This is a genomic window from Bdellovibrio sp. SKB1291214 (assembly GCF_002209355.2).
Classification (GTDB): Bacteria; Bdellovibrionota; Bdellovibrionia; order Bdellovibrionales; family Bdellovibrionaceae; genus Bdellovibrio.
Genome location: NZ_CP106855.1, coordinates 3,351,841 through 3,376,035, shown reverse-complemented (window position 1 = coordinate 3,376,035; position 24,195 = coordinate 3,351,841). Strand labels below are relative to the sequence as shown.

24 protein-coding genes are annotated in these 24,195 nt (G+C 45.0%); 9 read left to right on the top strand and 15 right to left on the bottom strand.

What is annotated here, in order from left to right; all coding sequences use genetic code 11:
* Window positions 1-3 precede the first annotated feature (3 nt).
* The 6 genes from aroC to ung are packed head-to-tail and all read right to left on the bottom strand — an operon-like array spanning window position 4 to window position 6,149.
* Window positions 4-1,032, bottom strand: coding sequence for a chorismate synthase (gene aroC / locus B9G69_RS16635; protein WP_265437848.1), 1,029 nt, complete (start codon window positions 1,030-1,032; stop codon window positions 4-6).
* Window positions 1,029-2,855, bottom strand: a complete 1,827-nt coding sequence (locus B9G69_RS16630) for a shikimate kinase (RefSeq protein ID WP_088615709.1) — start codon at window positions 2,853-2,855, stop codon at window positions 1,029-1,031. Before B9G69_RS16630 ends, aroC begins: the two co-directional genes overlap by 4 nt.
* Entirely contained in the window at window positions 2,852-4,030 is a 1,179-nt protein-coding gene (locus B9G69_RS16625) for a 3-phosphoshikimate 1-carboxyvinyltransferase (protein WP_088615710.1), read from the bottom strand. Before B9G69_RS16625 ends, B9G69_RS16630 begins: the two co-directional genes overlap by 4 nt.
* A complete protein-coding gene (locus B9G69_RS16620) occupies window positions 4,023-5,078 on the bottom strand; it encodes a hypothetical protein (protein WP_088615711.1) in 1,056 nt (351 codons plus the stop codon). Before B9G69_RS16620 ends, B9G69_RS16625 begins: the two co-directional genes overlap by 8 nt.
* 6 nt (window positions 5,079-5,084) lie before the next feature.
* On the bottom strand, window positions 5,085-5,501 hold the full coding sequence (locus tag B9G69_RS16615; protein WP_088615712.1) for a hypothetical protein: 417 nt from the start codon (window positions 5,499-5,501) through the stop codon (window positions 5,085-5,087).
* 39 nt (window positions 5,502-5,540) lie between these two features.
* Complete coding sequence (ung, locus tag B9G69_RS16610) at window positions 5,541-6,149, bottom strand: uracil-DNA glycosylase (protein WP_265437847.1); 609 nt, start codon at window positions 6,147-6,149, stop codon at window positions 5,541-5,543.
* A 242-nt stretch (window positions 6,150-6,391) separates the two neighbouring features.
* Between ung and B9G69_RS16605 the strand changes: the two genes are divergently transcribed.
* Both B9G69_RS16605 and B9G69_RS16600 read left to right on the top strand, forming a co-directional pair.
* Window positions 6,392-6,793, top strand: coding sequence for a hypothetical protein (locus B9G69_RS16605; protein ID WP_088615714.1), 402 nt, complete (start codon window positions 6,392-6,394; stop codon window positions 6,791-6,793).
* A gap of 50 nt (window positions 6,794-6,843) precedes the next feature.
* Window positions 6,844-7,800 (top strand): aldo/keto reductase family protein, encoded by a 957-nt coding sequence (locus B9G69_RS16600; RefSeq protein WP_088615715.1) that lies wholly within the window; start codon window positions 6,844-6,846, stop codon window positions 7,798-7,800.
* 69 nt (window positions 7,801-7,869) lie between these two features.
* On the opposite strand, the gene B9G69_RS16595 is transcribed toward B9G69_RS16600, so the two are convergent.
* Entirely contained in the window at window positions 7,870-8,796 is a 927-nt protein-coding gene (locus B9G69_RS16595) for a M14 family zinc carboxypeptidase (RefSeq protein WP_088615716.1), read from the bottom strand.
* A 164-nt stretch (window positions 8,797-8,960) separates the two neighbouring features.
* Between B9G69_RS16595 and B9G69_RS16590 the strand changes: the two genes are divergently transcribed.
* The 3 genes from B9G69_RS16590 (at window position 8,961) to B9G69_RS16580 (ending at window position 12,183) form a co-directional block, all read left to right on the top strand.
* Complete coding sequence (locus tag B9G69_RS16590) at window positions 8,961-9,179, top strand: hypothetical protein (protein ID WP_088615717.1); 219 nt, start codon at window positions 8,961-8,963, stop codon at window positions 9,177-9,179.
* A gap of 159 nt (window positions 9,180-9,338) precedes the next feature.
* On the top strand, window positions 9,339-10,058 hold the full coding sequence (gene lexA, locus B9G69_RS16585; RefSeq protein ID WP_088615718.1) for a transcriptional repressor LexA: 720 nt from the start codon (window positions 9,339-9,341) through the stop codon (window positions 10,056-10,058).
* A gap of 130 nt (window positions 10,059-10,188) precedes the next feature.
* The gene (locus B9G69_RS16580; protein ID WP_088615719.1) at window positions 10,189-12,183 is read left to right on the top strand and encodes a hypothetical protein; all 1,995 of its coding nucleotides are present in this window, start codon (window positions 10,189-10,191) and stop codon (window positions 12,181-12,183) included.
* A 159-nt stretch (window positions 12,184-12,342) separates the two neighbouring features.
* Here the strand turns inward: B9G69_RS16580 and B9G69_RS16575 are convergent, their stop codons facing one another.
* The 3 genes from B9G69_RS16575 to B9G69_RS16565 all read right to left on the bottom strand — a co-directional run bounded on the left by B9G69_RS16575 (window position 12,343) and on the right by B9G69_RS16565 (window position 14,158).
* On the bottom strand, window positions 12,343-12,714 hold the full coding sequence (locus B9G69_RS16575) for a TraR/DksA family transcriptional regulator (protein WP_088615720.1): 372 nt from the start codon (window positions 12,712-12,714) through the stop codon (window positions 12,343-12,345).
* A gap of 385 nt (window positions 12,715-13,099) precedes the next feature.
* A complete protein-coding gene (locus tag B9G69_RS16570; RefSeq protein ID WP_088615721.1) occupies window positions 13,100-13,447 on the bottom strand; it encodes a hypothetical protein in 348 nt (115 codons plus the stop codon).
* Between the two features lie 102 nt (window positions 13,448-13,549).
* On the bottom strand, window positions 13,550-14,158 hold the full coding sequence (locus B9G69_RS16565) for a TetR/AcrR family transcriptional regulator (protein ID WP_088615722.1): 609 nt from the start codon (window positions 14,156-14,158) through the stop codon (window positions 13,550-13,552).
* A 120-nt stretch (window positions 14,159-14,278) separates the two neighbouring features.
* Between B9G69_RS16565 and B9G69_RS16560 the strand changes: the two genes are divergently transcribed.
* Entirely contained in the window at window positions 14,279-15,586 is a 1,308-nt protein-coding gene (locus tag B9G69_RS16560; protein ID WP_254916898.1) for a penicillin-binding transpeptidase domain-containing protein, read from the top strand.
* Between the two features lie 119 nt (window positions 15,587-15,705).
* On the opposite strand, the gene B9G69_RS16555 is transcribed toward B9G69_RS16560, so the two are convergent.
* On the bottom strand, window positions 15,706-16,314 hold the full coding sequence (locus B9G69_RS16555) for an FxsA family protein (RefSeq protein WP_088615723.1): 609 nt from the start codon (window positions 16,312-16,314) through the stop codon (window positions 15,706-15,708).
* Between the two features lie 12 nt (window positions 16,315-16,326).
* Window positions 16,327-17,094, bottom strand: a complete 768-nt coding sequence (locus tag B9G69_RS16550) for an exodeoxyribonuclease III (protein WP_088615724.1) — start codon at window positions 17,092-17,094, stop codon at window positions 16,327-16,329.
* 116 nt (window positions 17,095-17,210) lie between these two features.
* On the opposite strand from B9G69_RS16550, the gene B9G69_RS16545 reads away from it, so the two are divergent.
* Window positions 17,211-18,377, top strand: coding sequence for a hypothetical protein (locus B9G69_RS16545; RefSeq protein ID WP_088615725.1), 1,167 nt, complete (start codon window positions 17,211-17,213; stop codon window positions 18,375-18,377).
* On the opposite strand, the gene B9G69_RS16540 is transcribed toward B9G69_RS16545, so the two are convergent.
* Window positions 18,378-19,325, bottom strand: coding sequence for a hypothetical protein (locus B9G69_RS16540; RefSeq protein ID WP_088615726.1), 948 nt, complete (start codon window positions 19,323-19,325; stop codon window positions 18,378-18,380). It abuts the gene before it with no gap.
* 223 nt (window positions 19,326-19,548) lie between these two features.
* On the opposite strand from B9G69_RS16540, the gene B9G69_RS16535 reads away from it, so the two are divergent.
* A complete protein-coding gene (locus B9G69_RS16535) occupies window positions 19,549-21,402 on the top strand; it encodes a hypothetical protein (RefSeq protein WP_088615727.1) in 1,854 nt (617 codons plus the stop codon).
* 2 nt (window positions 21,403-21,404) lie between these two features.
* Complete coding sequence (locus tag B9G69_RS16530; RefSeq protein WP_088615728.1) at window positions 21,405-21,923, top strand: hypothetical protein; 519 nt, start codon at window positions 21,405-21,407, stop codon at window positions 21,921-21,923.
* Between the two features lie 61 nt (window positions 21,924-21,984).
* Here B9G69_RS16530 and B9G69_RS16525 read toward each other — a convergent pair whose 3' ends face one another.
* Both B9G69_RS16525 and B9G69_RS16520 read right to left on the bottom strand, forming a co-directional pair.
* Window positions 21,985-22,626 (bottom strand): alpha/beta hydrolase, encoded by a 642-nt coding sequence (locus tag B9G69_RS16525; RefSeq protein WP_088615729.1) that lies wholly within the window; start codon window positions 22,624-22,626, stop codon window positions 21,985-21,987.
* Window positions 22,626-24,185 carry a S41 family peptidase gene (locus tag B9G69_RS16520; protein WP_254916899.1) on the bottom strand — a complete coding sequence of 520 codons (1,560 nt, stop codon included), beginning with the start codon at window positions 24,183-24,185 and terminating at the stop codon, window positions 22,626-22,628. Before B9G69_RS16520 ends, B9G69_RS16525 begins: the two co-directional genes overlap by 1 nt.
* Window positions 24,186-24,195 lie beyond the last annotated feature (10 nt).

Genomic DNA, 24,195 nt, shown 5'->3' with positions numbered 1-24,195 from the left:
CATTTACAGTTTGTCTGTTTTAGCCCACAGGTAATGGTCTGCCAATACCAGCCATGTCATGGCTTCCAGCACTGGGATTGCGCGAGTCACGATACAAGGATCGTGACGTCCCTTTTTAGCCACGTCCAAAATAGAACTGGTCGGCTTAAAAGAAACTCGTAATAAAATGGACTCGCCCGTGGAAATACCACCGCGAATACCGCCATAGACATCTTGAGAGCCCTGGTGAAACTCAGTTCCCTGAACATCTGCAGAGTCAAAACCTAAACCCAGCTCAAATCCGTTAGCAGCGCCCACACTCATGAAAGCCATGGCAAGATCTGACTTCAATTTATGAAATACTGGCTGTCCCAGATGAGCCGGTGGAGCTTGAATTAAAATTTCTGCAATTCCACCATAGCTATCGCCATTTTCTTGAGCCTTTTTTAAAAGCTCAGCGACTTTTTGATCTTCCTTCGACGGAAAGCGAGCTTGAAAGGAATCAACATGAACGTTGCTGACGTTATTTCGGTCCTCTGCAGTCAAAGTGATAGGACCGATTTGCGAGGCATATCCTATCACACGTGTTTTCGGGCTGACCTTCGTCATCATCATCTTGGCAACTGCACCCGCCATCACACGAGACACAGTTTCACGTCCAGAAGATCTGCCACCGCCACGATGATCGCTATGACCGAATTTGTTTTTCCAAACATCATCAGCATGGCCCGCACGGGGCGAGTTCTGAATTTTTGAATAGTCATTGGAACGTGCATCTTGGTTTCGGACGATAATTGCAATGGGAGTCCCCAAAGTTTTACCATCAAAAACACCGCTTAGAACTTCGGGCACGTCCGTTTCTTGACGACCAGAAACAATTTGGCCCGACCCATGATACCCGGGACGACGCCTTTCCATTTCATGAGTTAACATGGCGGAATCGAAATCAACGCCTGCAGGACAACCGTCAATTAAAACTCCCAAAGCAGTTCCATGGCTTTCACCAAAGGACGCCATCGTGAAACGGGACCCAAATTGATTTGCTGAACTCATGCCTTTTCCTCACACTCTTTCCAAAAAGCTCGTTGTTGTTGAGCCTGAGCGATAAACATTTTTAAACCAGATTCATAGTTTGCCCCACAGGCCTGAGCATACTCTCGCCCGACTGAATCTTCCTTATAATTTAAATCAAAGACCATCGCTGGTTTCCAATCCGTTGGAGGCATCAGTAAGCCATCGATTCGAGGAGCCGCCCAAATAACTACTTTAGGCTGCACACTTTCTGATCTCTCGCCTGGTTCACGTTGCTCTCCAGTGCGTGACGAATAGTAAGTCGCATGTGGCAAAACTTTTTCAATCATCGGTAAAGTGCCACCGCCACCCCAAATGGCGATTTCACTTTGCAGAGGCGCTAACATTCCGACGCCTTCGATAAGCTCAAGAAATCCTACCTCATCGGTCGATGTGCCAATCCATTTCAATTGTTTTTTATCGAAGTACAAAGTGTTTACTGCTCTAAGTGTGGGGTGATGACACCAGCGAGCAGCTGGTTCCTTATGTGGAGCGGTCACAGCAGCGTACTGCAAACCCATTTCCTGAAGCACAGGCATTGCTTGATTCCATTCGTCACGGGAGATTTTGATAGCAAATACTGGAATATTTCTTTGCGCAAAAAAATCAGAATGTTCAACCGGGGTAAAACTGTGTGCAACAGGATCACCCAAAACAGCTGCGAAGTTCACAAACTTATGAGGTGTCATCATCCATTGGAATACACTGGGCTGATCTCCCGCACTGCCATCGCCTTCCCGCCAAAAGTTAATCAACTGATGACCTTTTTGGCGCAGTCGATACCATGTCCAACGTCCATCGTTGGAACGAGGCAAAAAGCTGCGGGAGCTGTCGTCCTCTTGTTGCCATTGGTGCAATCGTGCAAGGTCCTTATAACTTTCAATAAGCGGAGCAAATTTCAAATGCCCCACTTCTCCTTCAAGTTTTTGTAGATCTAAAAAGTGGGAGCTTTCGTGAGCTGACAAAATGATTTTATCTTTGGGAATTTTCTCTAAGACCTCTGTTGGAATCCCGAGCTCTAAGGGCCAATCAACGTAAAATGCTTTTTCAATGATGAATTTGGCAATTTCCGTTTTCCACCATTGCGCGCGATCTTTGGCTGCACGGAAAGAAAAGATGAACTTTTCGTTCGGAAATGACTGAATGAAATGCAAAATATTTTCGTCACTTAAAAAATCATCGCGCAATTCAAAATAATCTACACCTCGACCCGCATAACGGGTTTTAAACATAGAGAAGCGCTGACCTTTATCAAACATAGAAGCCAGAACTGTCACACCGCCGGAAATATTTTGCAGCTGATGAGACAAAATACGACGTTCCAGGTTTAGCACTTGATGATGGTGCTCAAAAATCCCCTCTGGCATTAAATAAACTTCGTCCGCTGCAGCTTGATAGCGAACTTCACGGGGGCTTGCGCGCTTAATGTATTCCTGAAGTGGTGACATATCGGGGTTCAAACGAGGGCGATTTAGAAAAATACGCCCATCCAAGTCTGTCTGACGTTTCACCCACACCACATGCAATTCTGGCGGGATGATAGTGACATCGAAACCCGCACCTAAAACCAAAAAGATATCTTTGTAAGGCTTTTGTAAAACCTCAAAGAACATCTGCTTTTCCATCTCACGGAAATACTGCTCCCCGTGTTCCATGAAAAGCTCACGGATGGTTTTTCCAATACGTTTTTCGATCTCATCATCAAGATCCAGATAGGCAACGTCTGAACTCGGCATCGCAATCTGCATACGCTTTACCAATTCACTCTTGCCTGTGCCGCGATGACCGATAATTAGCGTGATCATGGTTTAATTCCGATCATACCCCAAAACTCTGGAAAGCTTTTGTTGATCGCCTCTGGATGCTCGATGTTAATTTCGTGCCCCATCAGCTTCATCAATACGGCTGCCATCACCATGCGGTGATCTTCATCTGGATTAAAGGTGACGCCTTTTTTTAGTGGTTGGTGGGGATTTCCATGAATGATCATTCCGTCCTCAAGGACTTCGTGCTTAATTCCCAATAAATTAAATAGATCTGCGACCTTGGCAATACGATTTGATTCTTTTGCCACCAAGTGTGGAGCCCCGTGAAGTTTCGAAACGCCGTCAGCGAAACTACAAACCACGGACAAAACAGGAAATAGATCAGGGCACTGGAATAAATTCCAATCTATGGCACGCAAGTACTTTGGTTTTGTGATAGTTAACTTTCGACCTTCCAGATCAACGCCCACACCCATCTTTTTAAAGATCTCGACAAAAACTTTATCAGGTTGCTCAGTGGTCTCAGGGAAGTTTTCAATAATGGAAGTTCCAGCCAAAGCCCCCGCAGATGCCACTGTGAACATAGAGCTCAGATCAGCTTCGACTTCATAAGAAAGTTTCTCTAATCGCTGTTCTGCAGGAACCAAATAACCGGTCGGTGTCTGCTTAATTCGCAGACCCATTTTTTTCAACATCTCCAAGGTCAGTTGAAAATAACTTTCCGAAACTTTGTTACCAACTAATTCAAATTCCAAATCGGCACTTAGTAACCAAGAATTTAAGATCAATGAAGAGGCATACTGAGACGACTCACTGGTATCAACTTTGATCACCGCATTTCTGGGCTTTTTCCAGCCCTCACTTACGATATGCATTTCGTCTTTTTTGATCTGCGCTTGAACGCCCAACTGATTCAAAAGATCAATCAATCCCTTTTGAGGACGTGACATCAACCGCTGACTGCCTTTAAGCACATGCACACCGCGAACACGAGAAACACGCAATGCCATAAAACGAAATGTCGTTCCGCCCTCCCCGCAATCGATGCGGCTGCGCTCTTTGATCTTTTTAAGACCTTCACGCATAAAACGCACATCATCACATCCGGCAAAACCGTGAAGATCCAAAACTGGAAAATAGCTTTGGACGATCAATGCACGATTGAAAACGGATTTAGAACTCGGAATAGCGCCTTGAAAACGGAACTCAGCCATGAAGCTCCTCTTCGCGTTGGCGGCAGATTTCAATCAGGATATCGTCTACACTGACTTCCTCAATGACCGTCTGCCCTGCCTTTTTTACAAAAACAAAACGCAAAGTCGCAGATTTAGTTTTCTTTTTATCGCTTAACAAAAGACGACGATACTCTTTCAAATCGTGGCTTTGGATTGAAATTAAATCGTCACGCAGTGGTGACAACAAATAACCCATCACAGGTTCTGCATAAATTTTTTCGAACTCTACTGGTTTCATGATTTTCTTTTGCAGGCTAAAGCGCAGGGCGAAATCAAGGCCGTAGTTAATTGCTATTCCGTGGGGTAATTCGTAATAACTTTCCAGAACATGCCCCACTGTGTGACCCAAGTTCAAAACGTGACGAATGCCTTTTTTTTCTTGTGGATCACGGCCTACGACTTTGTATTTCGCTTTCACCGCGGGCTCTAGATACTTCCATAGAACTCGGGAGTTCACCTGACGTTCTTTGGCAAGGGACGTCCACAATTTTCCACCTTCGATAAAAGCGATTTTTATAAGTTCTCCGAAACCTTCATACGCACGAGCTTCGGGTTGGGACATCAACACAGACCGCACCATTAGGATTTGATCGGCTGGATAGAAAGTTCCAATCTGATTTTTGGCTCCGCCAACGTTCAAAGCTGTTTTACCACCGTGGGCGGAATCGATAGCTGCAAGCCACGTGCTTGGAATGTGAAGCAGGCGCACTCCCCGTTTCAAAATACTTGCAACGAATCCACCAAAGTCCCCAACACTGCCGCCCCCGACAACCACAACCGTTAATTTTTTAACGGATGTTTGCTCCGTTAGTTTGGTGATGGCTTTAATGTGCTTAGGAAATTGTTCGATGTCTTTTAAATGCTCGCCCGCTTTTACTGCGTAATGCAAATTGATTTGTTTCGACCATTTTTTAAAGACGGGAGATTTCTGTGCAAGAATTTGATCATAGATCAGAAGAATTTCCTCCCCCAGTTTTTTCGCTGGAGGAAGTTCATTTGAAAAAACAAGAGTGCTCTGAGACTTCATCAACGATTACTTTTGCTCAGAGTATTCAGATTTGGCTTTTTTATAAGAGTCAGAAATAGAATCCCAGGCTTTGCTCATACCCTCTTTCATGTGACCCCATGCTTTACCAGAAGATTTTTTAAGCTTGGACAGATCGCTGGACATACCGTCTTGTTTTTTTTCAAGAGTCGCGATTTGTTCGTTCATTTCTTTTTTTGCTTCACCGGATTTTTCAGCGGCTGCTTTTTTCAGTTCGGCGATTTCTTTTTTCATCTCTGCAAGTTTCGCTTCCATATCTTTTTGGAAGGCGTCTTTTTGTTCTTTGCTGTAATTAGCTGCAGATGAAGCGGCGTCAGAAGTTTTTTGTTTCACTTCGTCGGCAGTCGTCGCAAAGGCAGGTTGAAATGCAGAAAGGGCGATTAAAAATGCTAGAACTGATTTCATAAAGGTCTCCTCTAATTCGAGGAGACCAGTTTACATGTCCTAGAGGCTCCAGTCCACAGGCTCTTTGCCCTTGGACGTCAGATAGGCGTTGGCTTTAGAGAATGGTTTTGTTCCAAAAAAGCCGCGATGTGCCGACAACGGTGATGGATGGACAGACTCGATGACGTAATGTTTTTTGCGGTCAACAAAAGAAGCTTTCTTTTGCGCGTAAGCTCCCCACAAAATAAAAACGAGGTTTTCTTTTTCCTCATTCAACACATGAATGATCTTATCGGTGAATTGCTCCCAGCCTTTGCCCGCATGTGCCGCCGCTTTGCCATCCTCAACAGTCAGAACTGCGTTAAGCAAAAGCACTCCATGCTCAGCCCACTTAGTCAAAGAACCACTTTTTGGAATAGTCACTCCGACATCAGCATTTAATTCTTTAAAAATATTTAAAAGAGAAGGAGGAAAACGCACGCCATCGCGAACCGAGAAACACAATCCATGGGCTTGTCCTGGTCCGTGATAAGGGTCTTGCCCCACGATCACGACTTTCACTTTATCAAGCGGTGTTAAATTCAAAGCTGCAAAATACTCGTCTCCCTGCGGGTAAATAGTTTTGCCTGCTTTATACTCCTTCTGTAAAAACGCCTTCAAAGTTTTCATGGAATCCTTATCGAATTCGTCTTGAAGTTTCGCTTTCCAGCTAGGATCTAATTTAATGTCTGGGGTATTTGATAAAGTTTCGATTTTTTTTCCATCTCAATTTGACACGGGTCTATGGTCCAGGTTCGCGATTCTAAATCAAACCTATTGGTTTTCAAATTATTTTTCATGCCGTCCCCAACTTGACCAGACAAATCCAAGCCTCATTGTTAAACTAATACTAAGGAAAAGGAGGCCCGCCCATGACGAACCTTCCAAACCCCACAATTCAACTTATCGAGGAAAACCCAGAGGTTAAGTCCTTTATTTACCAGCAAATCGCTGAATTCGATGGATTCGTAACCCCTGAGACGGAAGTCACAGTGGTGGCCAGAAATCCGAAGAAACTCGCGCTTCAGTATGAGGCGGAGGGCAAGGAGTTCAACCGTCGCGATTTGAGCAAACTGTATCGTATAGCTATTGTTCTGTCTGACGGCGAAGCCAAGGTTGAAGCCGAAGGTGTTCACGAAGACATCTATCTGGCGATCAAACTGGCCAAAGACAATTTGATGTTGAAACTGGTCGAGATCCAAGACTCTGTTATTAGTCATCAGGATCGCTTGGTTGAGATCAATCACTACTTACAACATCCTTCCATTCACTAACTTTACTTATAGCTTCCTTCAGGCAGAAGATCTGACTGAAGGGAGTTCCTATGCACAATCCAAACATGTCTTATCGCAACATGGGTCGTTGCGGGCTGAAGCTTTCTACCTTTTCGTTGGGTGGCTGGACGACCTTTGGTGGCTCCGTTAAAGACTTCACCTCGATTCGCAGCATCCTTCATCGCGCCTATGAATCTGGCATTAATTTTTTCGATATCGCTGACGTCTATGCGAAAGGGGATGCAGAACGCATGATGGGCGGTGCTTTGAAAGAACTGCCCCGTCACGAGCTGGTTATCTCGTCGAAAGTTTTTTGGCCAATGAGCGAAGACATCAACGATAAAGGTCTTTCACGAAAACATATTTTGGAATCGGTAAATAAAAGTCTGCAAAGAATCGGCACAGAATATTTAGATATTTACTTTTGTCATCGCTATGACGAAGACACGCCAGTCGAAGAAACTATTCGAATAATGGATGATCTCATTCACCATGGGAAAATTCTTTACTGGGGAACCAGTGAATGGACCGCGGAACAAATTCAAGAAGCCATGGATATTTGCGATCTGTATGGATACTACAAACCTCAAGTAGAACAACCTCAATACAGTCTGATCGCGCGGGAAAAATTTGAGCACAACGCTCAACCCAAGGCCGAAGAACACGGTTTAGGATTAGTGACATGGTCCCCACTTGCATCGGGGATGTTAACTGGAAAATACGATGACGGAGTCGAAGAGGGTCGATTGGCAAAGATGGATTACTTGCGAGAATCACTTTACACCGAGAAAAATATTGAACGCGTCAAGCAGATGAAAAAAATCGCTGATGCCCTAGAGTGCTCCCGCAGTCAACTGGCCCTTGCTTGGGTGGCGGCTCAACCAGGTATGACAAGCGTTATTCTTGGAACCACTAACGTCGAGCAGCTTCAAGAAAACTTAGGCGCATTAAAAGTAAAAATAACTCCTGAAATAGATCAGGATTTAAAAATGTTATTCTCAATTTAGCTGTGAAAGGCAGAATAAAAAAAAGGCCCCTGTTTCCAAGAGCCTTTTTTATGATTTACCAAAAAATTTCTATTTTCCAGCGTCGAACGCTAAAGGCAGGTATTTGTTTTTGCCTGTGGTCGTCGCTGTCGAATCTGCTTTCACCGGGGTTGCTGCTTTTCTTTGCGCATCTAGTTTCACCAACGTCCCGATAATGTCTTGTAATCTATCGAACGGTGACAAGTTCGGTGGAAGATTTTCTTTCAACTCCATCGTCAAAACCGGAGTGCTTCTTTCCATCCACATATAACGACCTAAACTACCTGGATAATTCCCCAAACTTTTCCACGGCAAGTAATCAAACTTTGGCGGCGGAGAAAACTTAGGACCATCGAAATCCAAAACTTTTAAAGGTGTATGTACCGACACGATGAAATCGGGTTTGAAATCTTCAATGTGATGAAGCGCACATTTGGTTTCAGGCTCACTTCCACCTTCGTTTCCTGGGAAGCGGCGTGGATTTTCACTTGTCGTTTTTTTCCAAGACGCAATGGCACCAGAATCCCAATCTTTTGTTGGGAAGTTTCTGTTCACGTCGATCTTGTTGGCATTCGTACGAGTTTTTAATTTTACGCCGTCAGGATTCAAAACTGGAACGACTCTCCAAGTGTTTCTTGGAGCGATACTTTCCAAGCGCTCCATCCAATAACGGCCCACTGTTCCCGCATGCGTTTCATCACCGTGAATCAAGCTGATCACCAGAATACGTTTTGCGCCGTCTTCTGTTGCCGTTTTGTTGTAGTGATAAATAGGACGTCCTTCAACACTGACGCATTGAGGGTCGATGGTCACTTTTGCACAAGCTTGTTGCAAAAGTTTGTCATCCCACGCACCTGGGAATTTTTTAAGGTCGTTCACGCAGGTTTGATCAAGGTTTGCGAACTCCGCATGTGCTGCGGAAAACCCTGCGACGGAACAAATCATACTTACTAGGAGGTAACGAAGTGGCTTCATCATTTCTATCTATTATCCCACGTCTTTGAATTCTCTCAAGTTGAGAAAATGCCTTTTTTTGATCCAATCTGAGAATCGCTAGAAAACGACTAAAGTCTTACAGCCATTCGTCCGTAATGTAAAAGGTGTGACATTTAGCACTCATGTTGTAGTTCCAGGAGGAAAGTATGGTTAATAAAGGTGGTTTTAGTTTTGTCGCGATGTTGGTGATCAATCCCGTCGTGATACTCTTCTACCAAAACTGCTCAATGACGCCAATCAGTCATGCGCAGAACGCTCCTCCAAAGACGATCGTTCGCCAGGTGGCTTCTGAAGCAAAACCTGTCATCGCAGAGGCAAAACCAGCCTGTAACGACGCTAAAAAAGAGTGCCCTCGTAAAGAGTAGTTCTTTTAAAATCCTCTAAATGAAGTTGTTGTTCAAAGCCCTGGTGCATAAAACTCCAGGGCTTTGCTATTGTCCTAATACTGCGCCGTAGAAAACGAAAACTAGACCATTTTCTTTTTGACTTACATATTATTTACACTGTAAGTTCGTATGTAAGTTATGACAAAGAAATTGCCCCTCCCACCACTGACACCTAAAGAAAAATCTGTTCTCGAGTATATCGAGGCGCACATCTTAAGTTCAGGTATTTCTCCGTCATATCAAGAAATTAAGGATCACTTCGGTCTAGCATCGTTCAATTCGGTTCAGAATTATCTGAAACAGTTAACGACTAAGGGGTACATCACAAACCCTGTTAACCAGAAGAGAGCCATCCAAGTGCTTCACTCGGCCTCGGCTGTTCAGGATCACTTGCAAGCAAAAGTCTCGACGACGACGGGATCTCATCGCACTAAGCTCCTCCAGGCACGTGACGAGATCCTGTCCCTTCCCCTTCTTGGCAAAGTGGCAGCGGGTCAACCCATTGAAAATTTCAAACACGACGAGTTCGTAGATGTTCCACCTTCTATGGTTCGCAATCCTGCAAAGTCTTTTGCTTTGAAGGTGCAGGGCGATTCCATGATCGAGGACGGCATCTTTGATGAAGACGTCATCTTGGTTCAAGAACAGAAATCTGCAGGCAACGGCGACATCGTTGTCGCTACCGTTGATAACGAGGCTACGGTAAAGCGTATTTACGTGAGGGCTCGTCCTGATACTGGCAACTCGGAAAAACAAGTTGAATTGCGACCTTCAAATTCCTCTATGAAATCCATGTGGTATTCTCCTGATCAGGTTGAGATTCGCGGGATTGTCGTGGGTCTTATTCGCAAATTCTAATCTCAAATTCGGACACATAAAGTAGCTTAAACCGTCCACATTCGCCCTCAGTCCGGTTCCCTGGAGTGGGTATTGCCTGTCGTTTAGCGTCCTTTCATAATGTTAGGAAACAGCTTAACCGGGACGTTCAATGAAATTTGTTTTAAGCAGCATGCTTGTGGCGGCTTTGATTTCTGCGTTTGCGCAAACATCTTCAGCCAAATCCACTAAGAAAAAATCTAAGACAACTAATAAAGTAACTGCTTCTGCACCCGAGGCTACCTCCTCTTCAACACCGACCGCGGCAGTTGCGCCAGCTGTTACGACAGCTCCGAGCCCTGCCTCTTCTTTAACTTCTGTGACAGAAGTTAAAGAAGCGAAGGAATCAGACGACTACACTCGTCCAGTATTCTTTGCAGTCGAGGAACCGAACGTTAAAATCAAAACTCCGGTGATTTCGTACGACCTGAAATCTGACAACGGTCGTTCCTTGAAAATTGCGGATTATGTTTTCAATAACGATTCATTGAAAGCATCGATCCAAGAAAAACAACTGCGCATCCAGTGGGATACAACCATCATTCCGTCGGGGGACCTTTCAATCATCGACAGCTATGGTAAAGAGCTTTGGAAGGTGGTTTTGGATAAATCTGGCGACTGGAGATTTGCTGAACTTAAAGGTGCTAAAGGTCCCCAATGGCAATCCGGCAGCCACTTCCGTTTTTGCTTAAGATCAGAAATCGAAAAAGGCTTCACGGCAATCTGTACTCAGAATTATGGTGTCGAGATCAAAGACGACGTGGTGACTCTTGATTTTACAAAGTCCGACACTCAACCCCGAGTTATCGCATTGAACGAAGAACGCAAAAAGCTTAAAGGCGAGATCGAAGTGGCGGTCGGCGCCCCCGCAGGATTTCTTGCAACCATAAAATCAGGAGCGACATATGAATTTATGTCTGAACCGATCGATTTAAATTTGAAAGACTATATCGAAAGCGAACAAAAGGGTTCGGTCACTTTCAAAGGCGCCTTACCTGCGCCCCTTGGCGACTCGAAATTAATCCCAGGCATTGAGTACGGTTCCATGACAAAGGCTTTGGGATTTCAAAAATCAATCGCAGAACCGATTGATTTGTGGCAAATCGATGTACCTTTGAAAAATCCCCGTCTTCATTTCCAGGGGAAATACGGCGGAGTCTTTACCTACGGTTTAGAAATCAAAAACTATCCAAAACAAGCCGACCGAATTTATATCCACAAGAACGCCTTGATCGGAACTTACAATTCTAAAGATCAAATCAAAGTGAAAGTGAACAAGGACTCTAAGATCGAGGGCCTTGAACCGGCCGACGAAAAAAACAAAGATTCCGATTTGCGAGTTTGGAAATACCAAGCAGAGCAAAAATACGCTTTGAACAAACCGCAGCTTTTAATAAGTGAAATCGAAACCGGTAAATCTGAACCACAGAAAGCCTATCTGGAGATTTATCGCGGTGGTTCTGGCGAAGCGAGTGTACGTTTAAGTGGTCTTTCAACTTCCAGCGGTGGCTCAACGTTCATCGGAGAACTTCATTTGCAATACTGGTTCAATGATATTTTCGGGTGGCAAAATAATTACCTGTCAAAACAGCGCTGGGGTGTTTCCGCCAAACACTTCTCGACATTGGCAGACGTAGACGCACAAAAGGAAGGAGGCGGTACCGAAAAGGTCGGCCTGTCTTCAACCCAAGTAGACTTGCGCTATCGTTTTGCGCAAGGCCTTTGGGAGCGTGACGAAACCGTCGGAGCTATCTTTGCATACGAAGCTTTAGCTGTGGGCGAGGAAAAGGCCAACAAGATCGGCGCCGGTTTATTCTGGGCACGCTCAATGCCAAAAACCTTGGACAATTGGCTGAATAAGTTTTCTTTCTTGAACCATCCAAAATACGTAGACATGGAATACATCCAATTCTTTGGCTCCGCAGACAGCGGAACGACCATGGGTATGGATTTCCTACTAAACTTTCACGGGAAAATTTTATTCACCAATAACTTTTTCGGGGAACTCGGATTCGGCATGAAAAAATACGACTTCACCAAAGCTGATCAATCCGGTGCTAGTCTTTCTAGCTTTTACGGCACAGTGGGCGTCGGCGTAGACTTCTAATCAGAACAAATTCCAAAACCAAAAGGCCAGTTTTCACGAGCCCAAAATACGAAGAGGAATTAGACTCCGTCCAATTCCTCTTCAATCCCCTCGAGACAAAACAATCCCTGCAAGCAAGGACTGCCTTCATATTCAATTTTAATAGCTCTTGCTAATCGTTTAGCCGCGAGCGTAGCGTTTGTTCACTGACTCGCGAATCTCAGCACCTTCGATGCTTAGACGAGTCCAAGGAATTGCGCGCAGACGTTCTGGCTCAATTTCCTCTTCAGTTTCTTCGCAGAAACCAAAAGAACCGTTTTCGATACGTGCCAGAGCCGATTCGATTTCCATAAGCTGCGAGCGAAGTCTTTCGTGCATGCTTAGGAATTCTTGTTCAGCAAGAACGCGAACTGTTTGATCGCCTTCATCGCCGCCCTTTTCCTCGTTCTGGTCCAAATTCAATCGTGCTTCCTTCACTCTATTGAGGATATCTTGCTTCGATTGCAAAAGTCTTTGTCTGCATTCGCCGACCAACTTTTCAGAGATAGCCATACTGCCCCCCTCGTTCCTTCGAGCTTGAGTGCCAATTTGGAACTGAACTATTAAGTTCCAGCCCTGTATTATTTGCAAGCAAAAAATCTTACATCAACTTACAGCTAAGTAAGGTACTGATTATATTATCTTTTCGACGCTTGCGGACAATGATGCGTCTATGCCAAATACCCGCAAAAACGCGTTCTGTGACATCATCTTTCACAATACGCAGGGCGTTAATATTTTACACCCATCGCTGCGGAAAGCAAATGGCCAGCAAAATGGACGTTAATGATTCTCATATTGGCGCAAAATGGATGTGGAGAGGCACAAAAACAAAAGGCGACCTACATCGTAGGTCGCCTTCCAGAACCCCTATTAAGACAGTCTCCCCCGAGACAGCCTACAGACACTCGGCCACGCGGCTAAGCAGGTCCCCTGTTGCTTCTTGGAGCTTCTCCGCCATGCGCTTACCCTGAACCCCGCGCGTGCGGAAAGCTTTCGCAGAAGCCTTCATTTCTTTAGTAATAGCTTTTTTAGGAGCATCTCCGGAAGAGGTCACCAAGTTGTCGGAGTACTCTTCCAAAGTTGAGGCGAAGGTTTCGTGATTGCTAACCAGACTGCCCATCATCTGCGTTTGTGCGTCTTTCATTGCGATCAGCTCTGCTTTAAGTGCCTTGCAGTTTTCACCAGAAGCCGAAGCGACCGTCGTCATCAAAACCAGCGCTGAAGATAAAATAAGTGCTTTCATGAAGAAACCTTTCGCAAAGAGACAGGTTTCTTTATAGCAATGTGCTTGCCAGGACCGACCTCCCCCTAATCGATTTTACAGAGGGAAGAGTGACGTTTTCGGCTAGGATTTGAGAATTTTTTCAAACTCGTCTTTAGTGTCGCCAGCTGTGTAAGGAGCTAGCAAACGAGTCACGTGGCGTTTACCCCGTTCAATGGTACGACGGCCTGGTTGGCGTTCCGCTGATTCGAAGAACTGCAGGAATGTCGTGGACATTGCCAGCAAAGACTCCGCTACGTATTGCATTTCATGAACGTCGTCGATTTTGATCATCTTACCTTCGCGCACCCATTGACGGTACAAAATCACCATCAACTTCATCATTTTTTGGATGTGCGTGCGCCACATTTTCGCAAGCTCCACATCCTTACGACGAAGAGCATACATTTCGCGGTGGAAAAAGCGATAGCGCCAGTAAAGATCGAAGTTGTCGTTGATGAAATCCTGCGGAGTAACCTTTTTTACACGACGAGGACGCCATACATCGTATGTTTCCTTAGCCATGCGTTTGAACAACTCAACTAGGATTTCTTCTTTGTTGTCATAGTGGAAATAAAGGTTGCCGGGACTGATATCCATCGCTTTTGCGATGTGATTTGTCGTTACAGCGACAACGCCACTGCGATTAAAGAGATCAATAGAGGTGAGAAGGATACGTTCTTTAGTCTTCATGGTATTAAGTCTTTAGTCCAAATTCACTCGAGAGTCACGTCGTAAACCCTTAAAAGTCGCACTCTGAGCCAGTTTGCCGTGACTTCTTTCGAGAATGGCCTTGAAACTGCCAATTTACTGATGTTACGCTTAAAAGATATGCGATCTACAAGAAAACCTAATTTATTGAAACTATTCGTATTTTCGAGCGTTTGCGGAGTAGCACTTTACTCTCTGATGGGCTTCACAGCTTCCAGCACTCCAGAGGCAAAGGCCGAAAAACAAATTCAATCTCAGCTTGAGCAACGTTCTCAAATCGCGAAAGCACTGAGTGACAAAATCAAAAACAATGAACTGCCTGCGAAAATGAACGTTCAGTTGGATGGTCATGAAGAGCAACTTGCGGTCAACTACACCATCGACACTTCTCTTCAACAAGAAGCAGATCGTTTGTTAAAATCCTACAAACCTGACTATGGTGCGATCTTCATGATCGACGCTGCTACAGGGGAAGTCCTGGCGATGTCGAGCTTCCAACGCGACAACCCAACTGGCAACAATTTGAACCTTCAAGCTACGTTCCCAGCGGCATCTGTTTTCAAAGTTGTGACGGCAACAGCTGCTGTGGATAAAGCGGGTGTCGAGCCTTCTCACAAGATTCACTACAATGGTGGAGCATATACTCTATACAAAAAGAATGTTTTATCGGACCGCGTAACTCGCTGGACAAATGTGATCTCTTTAAAAGATGCATTTGCTCGATCGATCAATACAGCATTCGGTCGTTTGAGTATCGAAAACCTTCATCCTGAAGATTTGAACGAGTACTCGAACCGCTTCATGTTCAATCAAGAGATCGCTGCTGACTTCCCGGTGGATATGGGTGTTGCTTACATCCCTCCAGGTAAGGGATTTGAAATGGCTGAGGCAGCTTCTGGGTATAACAAAATGAATCGCATGAGTCCTGTTCAAGGTGCGATGATCGCTGCTTCGGTCGCGAATGACGGTAAAGTCGTTGTTCCTTACATCGTAAACTCGATGCAAGACAAAGAAGGCAAGACTGTTTACCAAGGTGCTACGATGAACAAAGGCCAAACGATGTCGAAAGAATCTGCGGCTAAAGTTCGTGAGTTAATGGAGCAAACGGTTGTTGCGGGGACTTCTCGCCGCTCCTTCCGCCCCATCATGAAAGATCGTAAATACAAAGAGATCGAAATGGGTGGTAAAACAGGCCACTTAACAGGGGACAACCCTAAAGGCCGCGTAGACTGGTTCGTGGGCTACGCTCTTGAAGAAAACAGAAAAATCGCCGTTGCCGCCATCACTGTGAACAAGAAATTCTGGACAGTGAAATCAGCTCACCTCGGACAAAGCATGTTTAAAAAATACTTTGCCCCAGTGATCGCCGCTCAACACGCAAAACGCAGCATCACCTCGGTTGAGAACTAGAGGTCGCGCCGGAGGTTAAGACACACATTGTCCATCTAACATTGATAAAAATTGATTTAAAAAGGCCAGCGCAATTGCGGGCCTTTTTTTTTGGAATGGATAAAGTGTGTCCGTACGTTTTATTCGTCGGTCTTTTTGTTCTTTTGATGAGTGATTTCTAGCGGAGTGACATCTACGACTTCGACATCCGTTAACTCGCGCTCTTGTGGAGTGTCTTCGTTCATATCTCTGAAACCTGAGCCGTCGTTGCGGAATTCATAATATTTAAAGCCGCCAGGGCCTCCCGCTTGAGGTCCACCGCCCATTCCGCCCCTATTCCCGAAGCCACCAAAGCCAAAGGGTCCAGAGCCGAAATTAAAGACGCGTGCTGTGCCACTCGCCATTTTTTTAGCCATATATAATTTAAATCTCCACACGATCAAATGACGAAAACCTGGAAGGATTAGAAAAATCCCCGCGACTCTAGTAAAGGCTGAAGGAACCAAAAAGCAAAGACCCGCGATGAAAACCGCACCTGAATGCAAAAGCTTGTTCGCTGGTAATTGGCCGCGAGACACCGTGGACTGCAAACTCATCAATGCCATACGTCCGACCGTATTCACAATCAAAATACCTAATAGACAAGGCACGAAGTAAATCAGCATCGTATTAAAAAAACCGGCAATACGAACCACAGAAAAGAAAATAATTATTTCGGCAATCACCCACGGTAATGGAACTACGAACATAAAACGTCCTTTTTAAAACTCCAAAGTCGCAACCACTGGGCAGTGATCGGAACCTTCAACTTTGTCTAAGATATCAGCGGATACCAGATTTTTCTCAAGACCTTTCGAGATACAAATATAATCAATTCTCCAACCGCTGTTTCTTTCACGTGCGAAATCATAGTAGGACCACCATGAGTACCGATTTTCTTCGTATGGCTTGAAGTACCGGAAGGTGTCTATGAATCCAAGATCCAAGAAAGAATCAAACCAAGCGCGTTCCTCTGGAAAAAAGCCGCTGACTTTAGACAGACGAATCGGATCGAATACGTCCTTATCATCATGTGCGACATTGTAATCGCCAACCACGATGATTTGACGGCCCGTTGCCAACTTTTCTTTCAAATGCGTATAAAGGTCCTTCAAAAACTGCTGTTTAAAAGCGTGGCGTTCATCGCCGGAACCACCGTTGGGAAAATAAATATTATACAAATCAAAATGAGGATGCTCGGTCATTACAATACGGCCTTCAGAATCGTAAGCCTCAATACCAATTCCATGTTTTACGGAAGCTGGTTCGTTCATTAAGAAAGTTGCGACTCCTGAATATCCTTTTTTAACAGCAGACGACCAGTATGCATGAGGACGATGCAACTGACGCGCTTCAACCTCGACTTGATCGATATGAGCTTTGGTCTCTTGAACACAGAAAATATCTGGATTTTCAGCTTTCACGAATTCGACAAGGCCTTTCTTATGGCAGGCTCTGATGCCATTCACATTCCAAGAAATGATTTTCACAGTTTCTCCTTGTCTTTCATTCGCAAAGCGCTATCACTATTCCAATACACCGCCCCTCAACACCAGAGGCTAGTCAGTTGGTCGTTTTTCACCAGCCGGTTCTATCAGGAGACAGTGTGAGCTTAAAGGACAAATTCATTGCGCAATTGACAAAATCTTTCCCAGCTATCGATAAAGAGCAGCTGGGCGGACTTGTTGCCGAAAACTTGCTGTCACCGTTCCATGTTGAGCTTCCAAAGTCGGCTTTGACTCAGGCGCAACAAATCGTTTCTACGTTCTTTGCTTTGCGTGAAAAGGACTCTTATCAACAGCACTATAAAGACCTTGCGGCTTTCAAAGGTTTCAAGGACCCCGGCAATAAATCAATCATGATGAGCTATGACTTTCACTTGGATGAAAATCAGCAGCTTAAGTTGATCGAAGTAAACACGAATGCTTCGTTCTTGGCTTTGGGACACGAGATGTATAAAACCATGGAACTGCCATTGCCAGTCAGCGATTTCACATGGGACGAGGTTCGCAACGACATCCTGACTGAAATGAAATTGCAGGGTCAAGCCATCGAAAATCCACTGCGTGTTGCAATCACCGATGAAAAGCCTTCAGAACAAAGACTGTTCGCAGAATTCTTGGTGTACAACGAATTGTTCAAATCCTGGGGTTGGGATTCGCGCATTGTTGATTACCGCGAGCTATTTAGTAACTTTGATCCCCAATTTATTTACAATCGTTATACAGATTTCTTTTTGTCTGACGAGTCCAGCCAAGTATTAAAAGATAAATTCGTGGCCGGAGATGTGTGTTTGTCGCCAAATCCCTACGAATACCTTTTGCTGGCAGACAAACAACGCATCATCGAGTGGAGCCAACCGGGATTTTTTGAAGCCCATGGCTTAACTGATGAGCAAATTAAAACTCTGCGTGATGCGGTTCCGTTCTCCCATGATCTAACGGCTGCGAATGCGGATGAGCTGTGGGCAGGACGTAAAAAGTTATTCTTTAAACCTAAGAACGCCTATGGGTCTAAGCAAAGCTATCGCGGCCACTCCATGAGCCGCAAAGCTTTTGATGAATTGATTGGCTCGCCGATTATCGCGATGGAATACATCCCGGCACCTGAAGTTTCATTCCAAACTCCAGAGGGTGAACAAAAATTCAAATACGATTTACGTTGTTATGCTTACCAAGGCCGTTTGCAGATGGTTCTTGCGCGTATTTATCAAGGACAAGTCACCAACCTGCGAACTCCGTATGGTGGCTTCGCAGGTGCGGTCTTTCGCTAACTAAAAGAAATATTGAAGCTGCACTTCAGGGTGCAGTGCTGTTTGCAAGTAACGATAATAATAGTATCGGCCTTCAGTGCTTGAGTAATGCAATCTGGAATCATAGCGTCCTGGAGTCCACGAAGCACGCTTGTTGATTTCAGAAAACTGAATCGTGTAGCTGGCCCCTAATTGCACCAGCCATGAATTCGACTTATACGCGAGCGAGGATCCCAGCTGCATATAAGGCTGCCAGTAATTCAAACCCAACCCACCAAACTCAAAAAGCCAGTGAAAATCAGACGCCCCTAAACGAACGCTGGTCAAAGTCGTGAAATCGATTTGCTCGCGAATCGTGTCAGTCCCGGGATCCATACGGATCGAATACGGGAATTCATCATTCCAAAAGTATCCATAGTGCAAATTGAAATAGATCTTGTCGTCCGAGTTAAAAGCGTAACTATATAGAAAATGCATCGAAGCACTTTGCCACTGGTATCTCGAGAGAGCCGCATAAGTCGTACTGCCGCTGCCGCCTCCTCCGCCCCCACCACCACCGGGGCCTCCACCGGGAGGAGAACCGCCACCCGGGCCATTTCCACCTGGACCATCATTCCAACTGGACCCGTTCACCGCTGTCAGAAAGGGTTCCGAGTTATAGCTTTCAAAATAAGAGGCGAAAACACCAAAGCGCGAGTGTTCTGAGACATCCTTCGCCCACTTCAAGTGCAGATTCGCGGTGTTGTAACTGACCCAAATCCACGGGCTTGTTGCGATAAACACATTATCCGTCAAACCCCATCCCAGAGCGTAATTCCCGACGGTCCCGACACCCGCTTTCGGAGTTTCAGTTGTGGGAGTCACCTTGTGACCGATCAAAAAAGAGTCTTCCAGTGTAAGCCCCGCTGCGTGCGCGGACCCCGCCGTGATCAATAATAGGAAACAGATTTTAAAGAACAATTTGAACATGTGCCTCTCGATATCCTTCTATTGAAATCGTCTTCAAAGCCTCTCGCAATGCCAGTTTTGGTATGGGCCTGAACAAAACAAGCCAAACTTTGGTTTTGTTGTTGATTACTTTTCTGTCTAGTCCAGTAGGACTTTTACTCTTTTTAGGGCTTAATATTTAAGTAGGGGCTAGGACGGCCTGGTTTGTAAAGTCACTCATTTTCCGCAAGGAGTGTGGAATTAAATGACGGTTAAGCACAATGGAGCTAAAAAGTTAGTTCAGGAAAGTTTCTATTCCTCATTTGATCAACTGAATGGTGTGCATCCTTGGATGGAAGCAGTTCATGATGGCTTTATCGCTTATCGTGTTCGCCAGCTTAACGCCGGAAAAATCGCTTACTTCAACTTTATCCTCGCGAAAGAAATGGGTTTAATCCCTCCTGATCATCCAGAAACGATGACAGACGAACTTGAAGACAAACTGATTGAAACTTTCTCGATACAAATTATCAACGAATACGACGAACTCTCCAACCGCCGCATTGATCCCCAAACAATCCGCCCTCATAAACACATGGCCACTCGTTACTTGCAGCTGCAACACGCCAACAAGCAGGGAAAAACTTCTGGTGATGGTCGTGGTATTTGGAATGGAACTGTTTATCACCGCGGAATGACTTGGGATGTTTCCAGTCGTGGTACTGGCGTTACACGCTTGTCGCCAGGTGCGGTGCAAGCACAACGTCCTTTGAAAACCGGTGGAACTGAGTTTGGCTATGGCTGCGGTCTAGCAGAAATTGATGAACTGTTTGGAGCGTCTATCCTTGCTGAGGTGATGCACTTACAAGGCATTCGCACCGAACGAGTATTATGCATCGTGGATTTGGGTAAAGGTTATGGTATCGGCGTTCGCGCTGCTCCTAACTTAATCCGCCCTGCTCACTTGTTTCTTTATTTAAAACAAGAACGCATTCAAGAACTTAAAGCCGCAACGGATTATTTCATTGATCGCCAAGTTTCTAATAAAGCTTGGAATATCAAAGCCCGTGGCAATGCCAAGTATGATGAAATGTTAGAGTACGTGTGCTCCGCATTCGCCGAATTTACTGCGCAATTAGATACCGATTATATTTTTGCATGGCTTGATTGGGATGGTGATAACGTCCTAGCTGATGCCGGTATTATTGATTACGGCAGCGTTCGTCAGTTTGGTATTCGTCACGATAAGTACCGCTATGATGACGTTGAAAGATTCTCGACAAACTTGAACGAACAAAAATTGAAAGCCCGTTTGATCGTTCAGGTGTTCGTACAAATGGTTGATTACTTACAGTCCGGTCGTAAAAAGCCATTACGTGCCTTTGCGACTCATCCAATTATTGATTCCTTTAATAAGCAATTCGAAAAACATCGCGCAGACCGTGTTCTGTACCGCATGGGTTTCAACGAAGCTCAGCGCGCGAATATCTTTGCCGAAAAAGCTCTGTTTGAACGATTCGATAAAGCCTTTACTTACTTTGAACGCGCCAAGGTCAGCGGGATGATTGAAAAAGTTGCAGATGGAGTCAACCACGCCGCTCTGTTTAACGTGCGCACGATTATGCGTGAGTTACCTCAGTATTTGTTAAAGAGTTCATTGCCTTTCGAAAAAAGATTTCTTTCAGAAAACGAATTCTTCAAGCAGATTTTGTCAAGCTTTGCAAAAAATCGCGATGCGCGTTTAAGCGAAAAACATCGCCGCTACATCCATATGTATCAATCAACGTATCGAGATATGGTTATGGCAGCTGCGGGCAAAAACAAACCCGAGCAAATCCTTAAAGGAATCTGCGACCGCGCAGAAGTTTTGAATTCTGACAAACGCATCACTGGAAATGCCTTGATTGAAATGGTCGATGCGATTATCAATGAGAAGAAGCGTGGACTTTCAATGACTCAGATCCAAAGAATCATTGATCGTCTGGTTTTTGAAAACAGTGGAGTTCCAGAAACTCCGGTCAGCCGTTTTTATAAAGAAAAAGAAAAAACCGCTGCCGTGAAAATGGATCTTTACGCGAAACTTCTCAGCCTTGTGGAAGAGAACAAAGAAAGCATCTAGATATGACAGCAAAATATTTTGTAATGACGTTGGCAGCAGGTCTGTTCACTCTGTCCGGCTGCGCGCTTAGCAAGGGTACAATCAAGGATTCTCCCCGTCTTGAATCCGCAAACATCAAAGTTCCTTCTATGAGCAAATTGAAACCTCGCGATATGTCTCTGATTATTATCGACAGCCGCGCTCCTGAATTCAAACACTACTCTGCAGAAATTAAAGCCGAAATCACTCGTGCATTGACCCTGGCTTTAGGTCGCCAAAATATTGAACTTAAAGGTAGCTCTGCCAATGTTCTAACTTTGACGATTCAAGATTATAAGACGGCGGAATTCCAAGAAGGTTGCGTTCAATTGAACGGCAGCTTGGATATCCCTAAAAAAGGTAAAGCGAATGCAAGCTCTAACAGCTGTATGGAGTTTAAATCCTTCGGCAGAAAAGTCGGCGCCGATATTGGGGCCGCTTACGAAAACGCCTTAAGTGAGGTGTTTAAAGGTATTGATTCAGGAATGGAACAAATGCCGTAAAAAAAAGGGCTCTCACTGAGCCCTTTTTTTATTTTCGACCACGCAGCAACGTAGAAGATACTTATCTGCCAAGCGTGGCTAACTGCGTTCTTACCCACTTACGAATCATTGGGTATTCTTCTTCTTCCAAAGTGTGTTTCTTTTCCATCTCAATCCACTCCACTTTTAGCCCTGCATCTTTTAATTTTTGCACGCCATACTTGGTCTCAGGCAAAGGCAAGACATCGTCCGCATGACCGTGAGTAAACATCCACGGGGTTTTCTTAGAATCCACCGCCAAGTTGTTTCTCCAGCGTGGATAGAAGTTGAAGTATCCACTGATACCCACCACGCCGCCTAATTTTTTTGGATAATTCAAACCAATGTCCGCACTGATCAAGCAACCTTGCGAGAACCCGAAAAAGAAAATGTTCTCACTCTTCCAACCTTGAAGCTCAAGATCATTCAAAAGAGTAAATAGTTTTTCGCGGATTTTCAGTACGCCATTTGCTTGATACGGGGGCTCACCGTACCATGTGTATCCTGTCATGAACTTACGAGGGGCATTCAGCAGCAGGTAGTTCATCTCTGGAATATTCAATTCGTTATCGAATTCACGGAAGGGGCGAATGCTATCACCACGACCATGCAGTACGATCATTAAAAATTCTGATTTCTTTTTAGCAGGAATGAATTTGTGTTTAAACAGATCAGTAGTAATCATTAATTCACCCCAGCAATTGCTTTAGAACAGAATAAAATTTGACGAGCTCTCTTCAATTGAACATCTTCGTTCGAAGCTCCATCTTCTGTATCCAAGCATTCCTTGCTGGAGATTAAATTCTTCAGTGAACGTACATGACGTTCCGGCGCCATCAGCGGATTGATGAACTGATCTTCTTCCCGGTCAACAGAGATTTGATCGAAGTTCACCGCCACATCTGGCTCCAACCCTTTCATCTGCGTCGAGCGACCTGATGGCAAATAGTAAAAACCTTTAGTTTCAAATAACGCGATCTTTTTATTCTGCGTCCAGTATTCACCCTCTTGGAAAGAACCCTTACCGAACGTTCTTTCACCGACAAGCACTGCACGATTCAAATCTCGTAAAGCACCCGCTACGATTTCCGCGGCACTCGCAGAACCCGCATTGATCAATACCGCGATCGGCTTATCAAATACTTTAGGCTCACCGCCAAAATACTCTTCTGCCTTTTTAGACGGATCCAAATAACGAATATCAAAAACCTTCTTATCGCCACCCACGAAAAGGCTGGTGATACATGCGGCCTCTTCCATTTGGCCACCCGGATTGTCACGAAGGTCAAATAACAAACCACGAACATGGGCCTTGTTCACCGTTTCTAAAGCTTCTTTCATCCTGTCGCAGGAACCTTTAGCAAACTTATTTAAACCAATCACTGCGATGGGCTTGATCCCATCGATAACCTGAGTAGTTAGCGTAGGAACTACGATTTCTGTACGTTGCAATTTCTTACGAATCGTTTCGCCATCACGGGAAACAAGCAAACTGACCTTGCTACCCTCTTCGCCCTTTAACATCTCGGCCACCCGAGCTTGCAATAGCGGATGAACACTTTTGCCGTCGATCTCCAGAATAATATCGCCGCGCTTAAGGCCCGCGCGGTCAGCAGCACTGCCCGATAAAACTTTACGAATCACATAGTTTCCGTTCAGGCGGCCCACCTGGACACCGGCTGTCGTCAAGCGGCTGTCGGCTCGGGAAACGACTTCCTTAAACATCGCAACCGGCATCAAGTACGTATGGGGGTCACGGAAAACAGAAATAAATCCGTTCAATCCCATGCCAACCATCAAAGACTTTTGCGAAGACGGGATATATTTCGATTCCAACTTTTCCCATACATTCATGAATGAAAATTTGGTCGCCTCCGAGGTATGTTCGTTAAAGAACTGCTTCCACACAGCCAATTGTTTTTTCTCTGTGGAAAGGTCTTGGGAAATACCGTCTTTGGCGGGAACGATATTCCCTTGCTGATCAATCGTGACGTTGTAACGGTTGGCGACAGCCACGACTGCATTTGCACAAGCTAAGAAGTAACGCTCAGAACTAGAGCATGTTTGTGAGTCTAAAAGATCTTCCAGAGCCGCAGATTCCAAACCGGTCTCAGCCCAATAGCTATCAGCTGATTTCACAGGAGCCCCGGTGGGCTTTTGGTGATGACGGGCCCACAGGAGACTGCCCCCTAAAACCGCCACACTCAAAGATGCTAAGAAAAACTGACGCGAACTCAATAACACCCCATGCCTC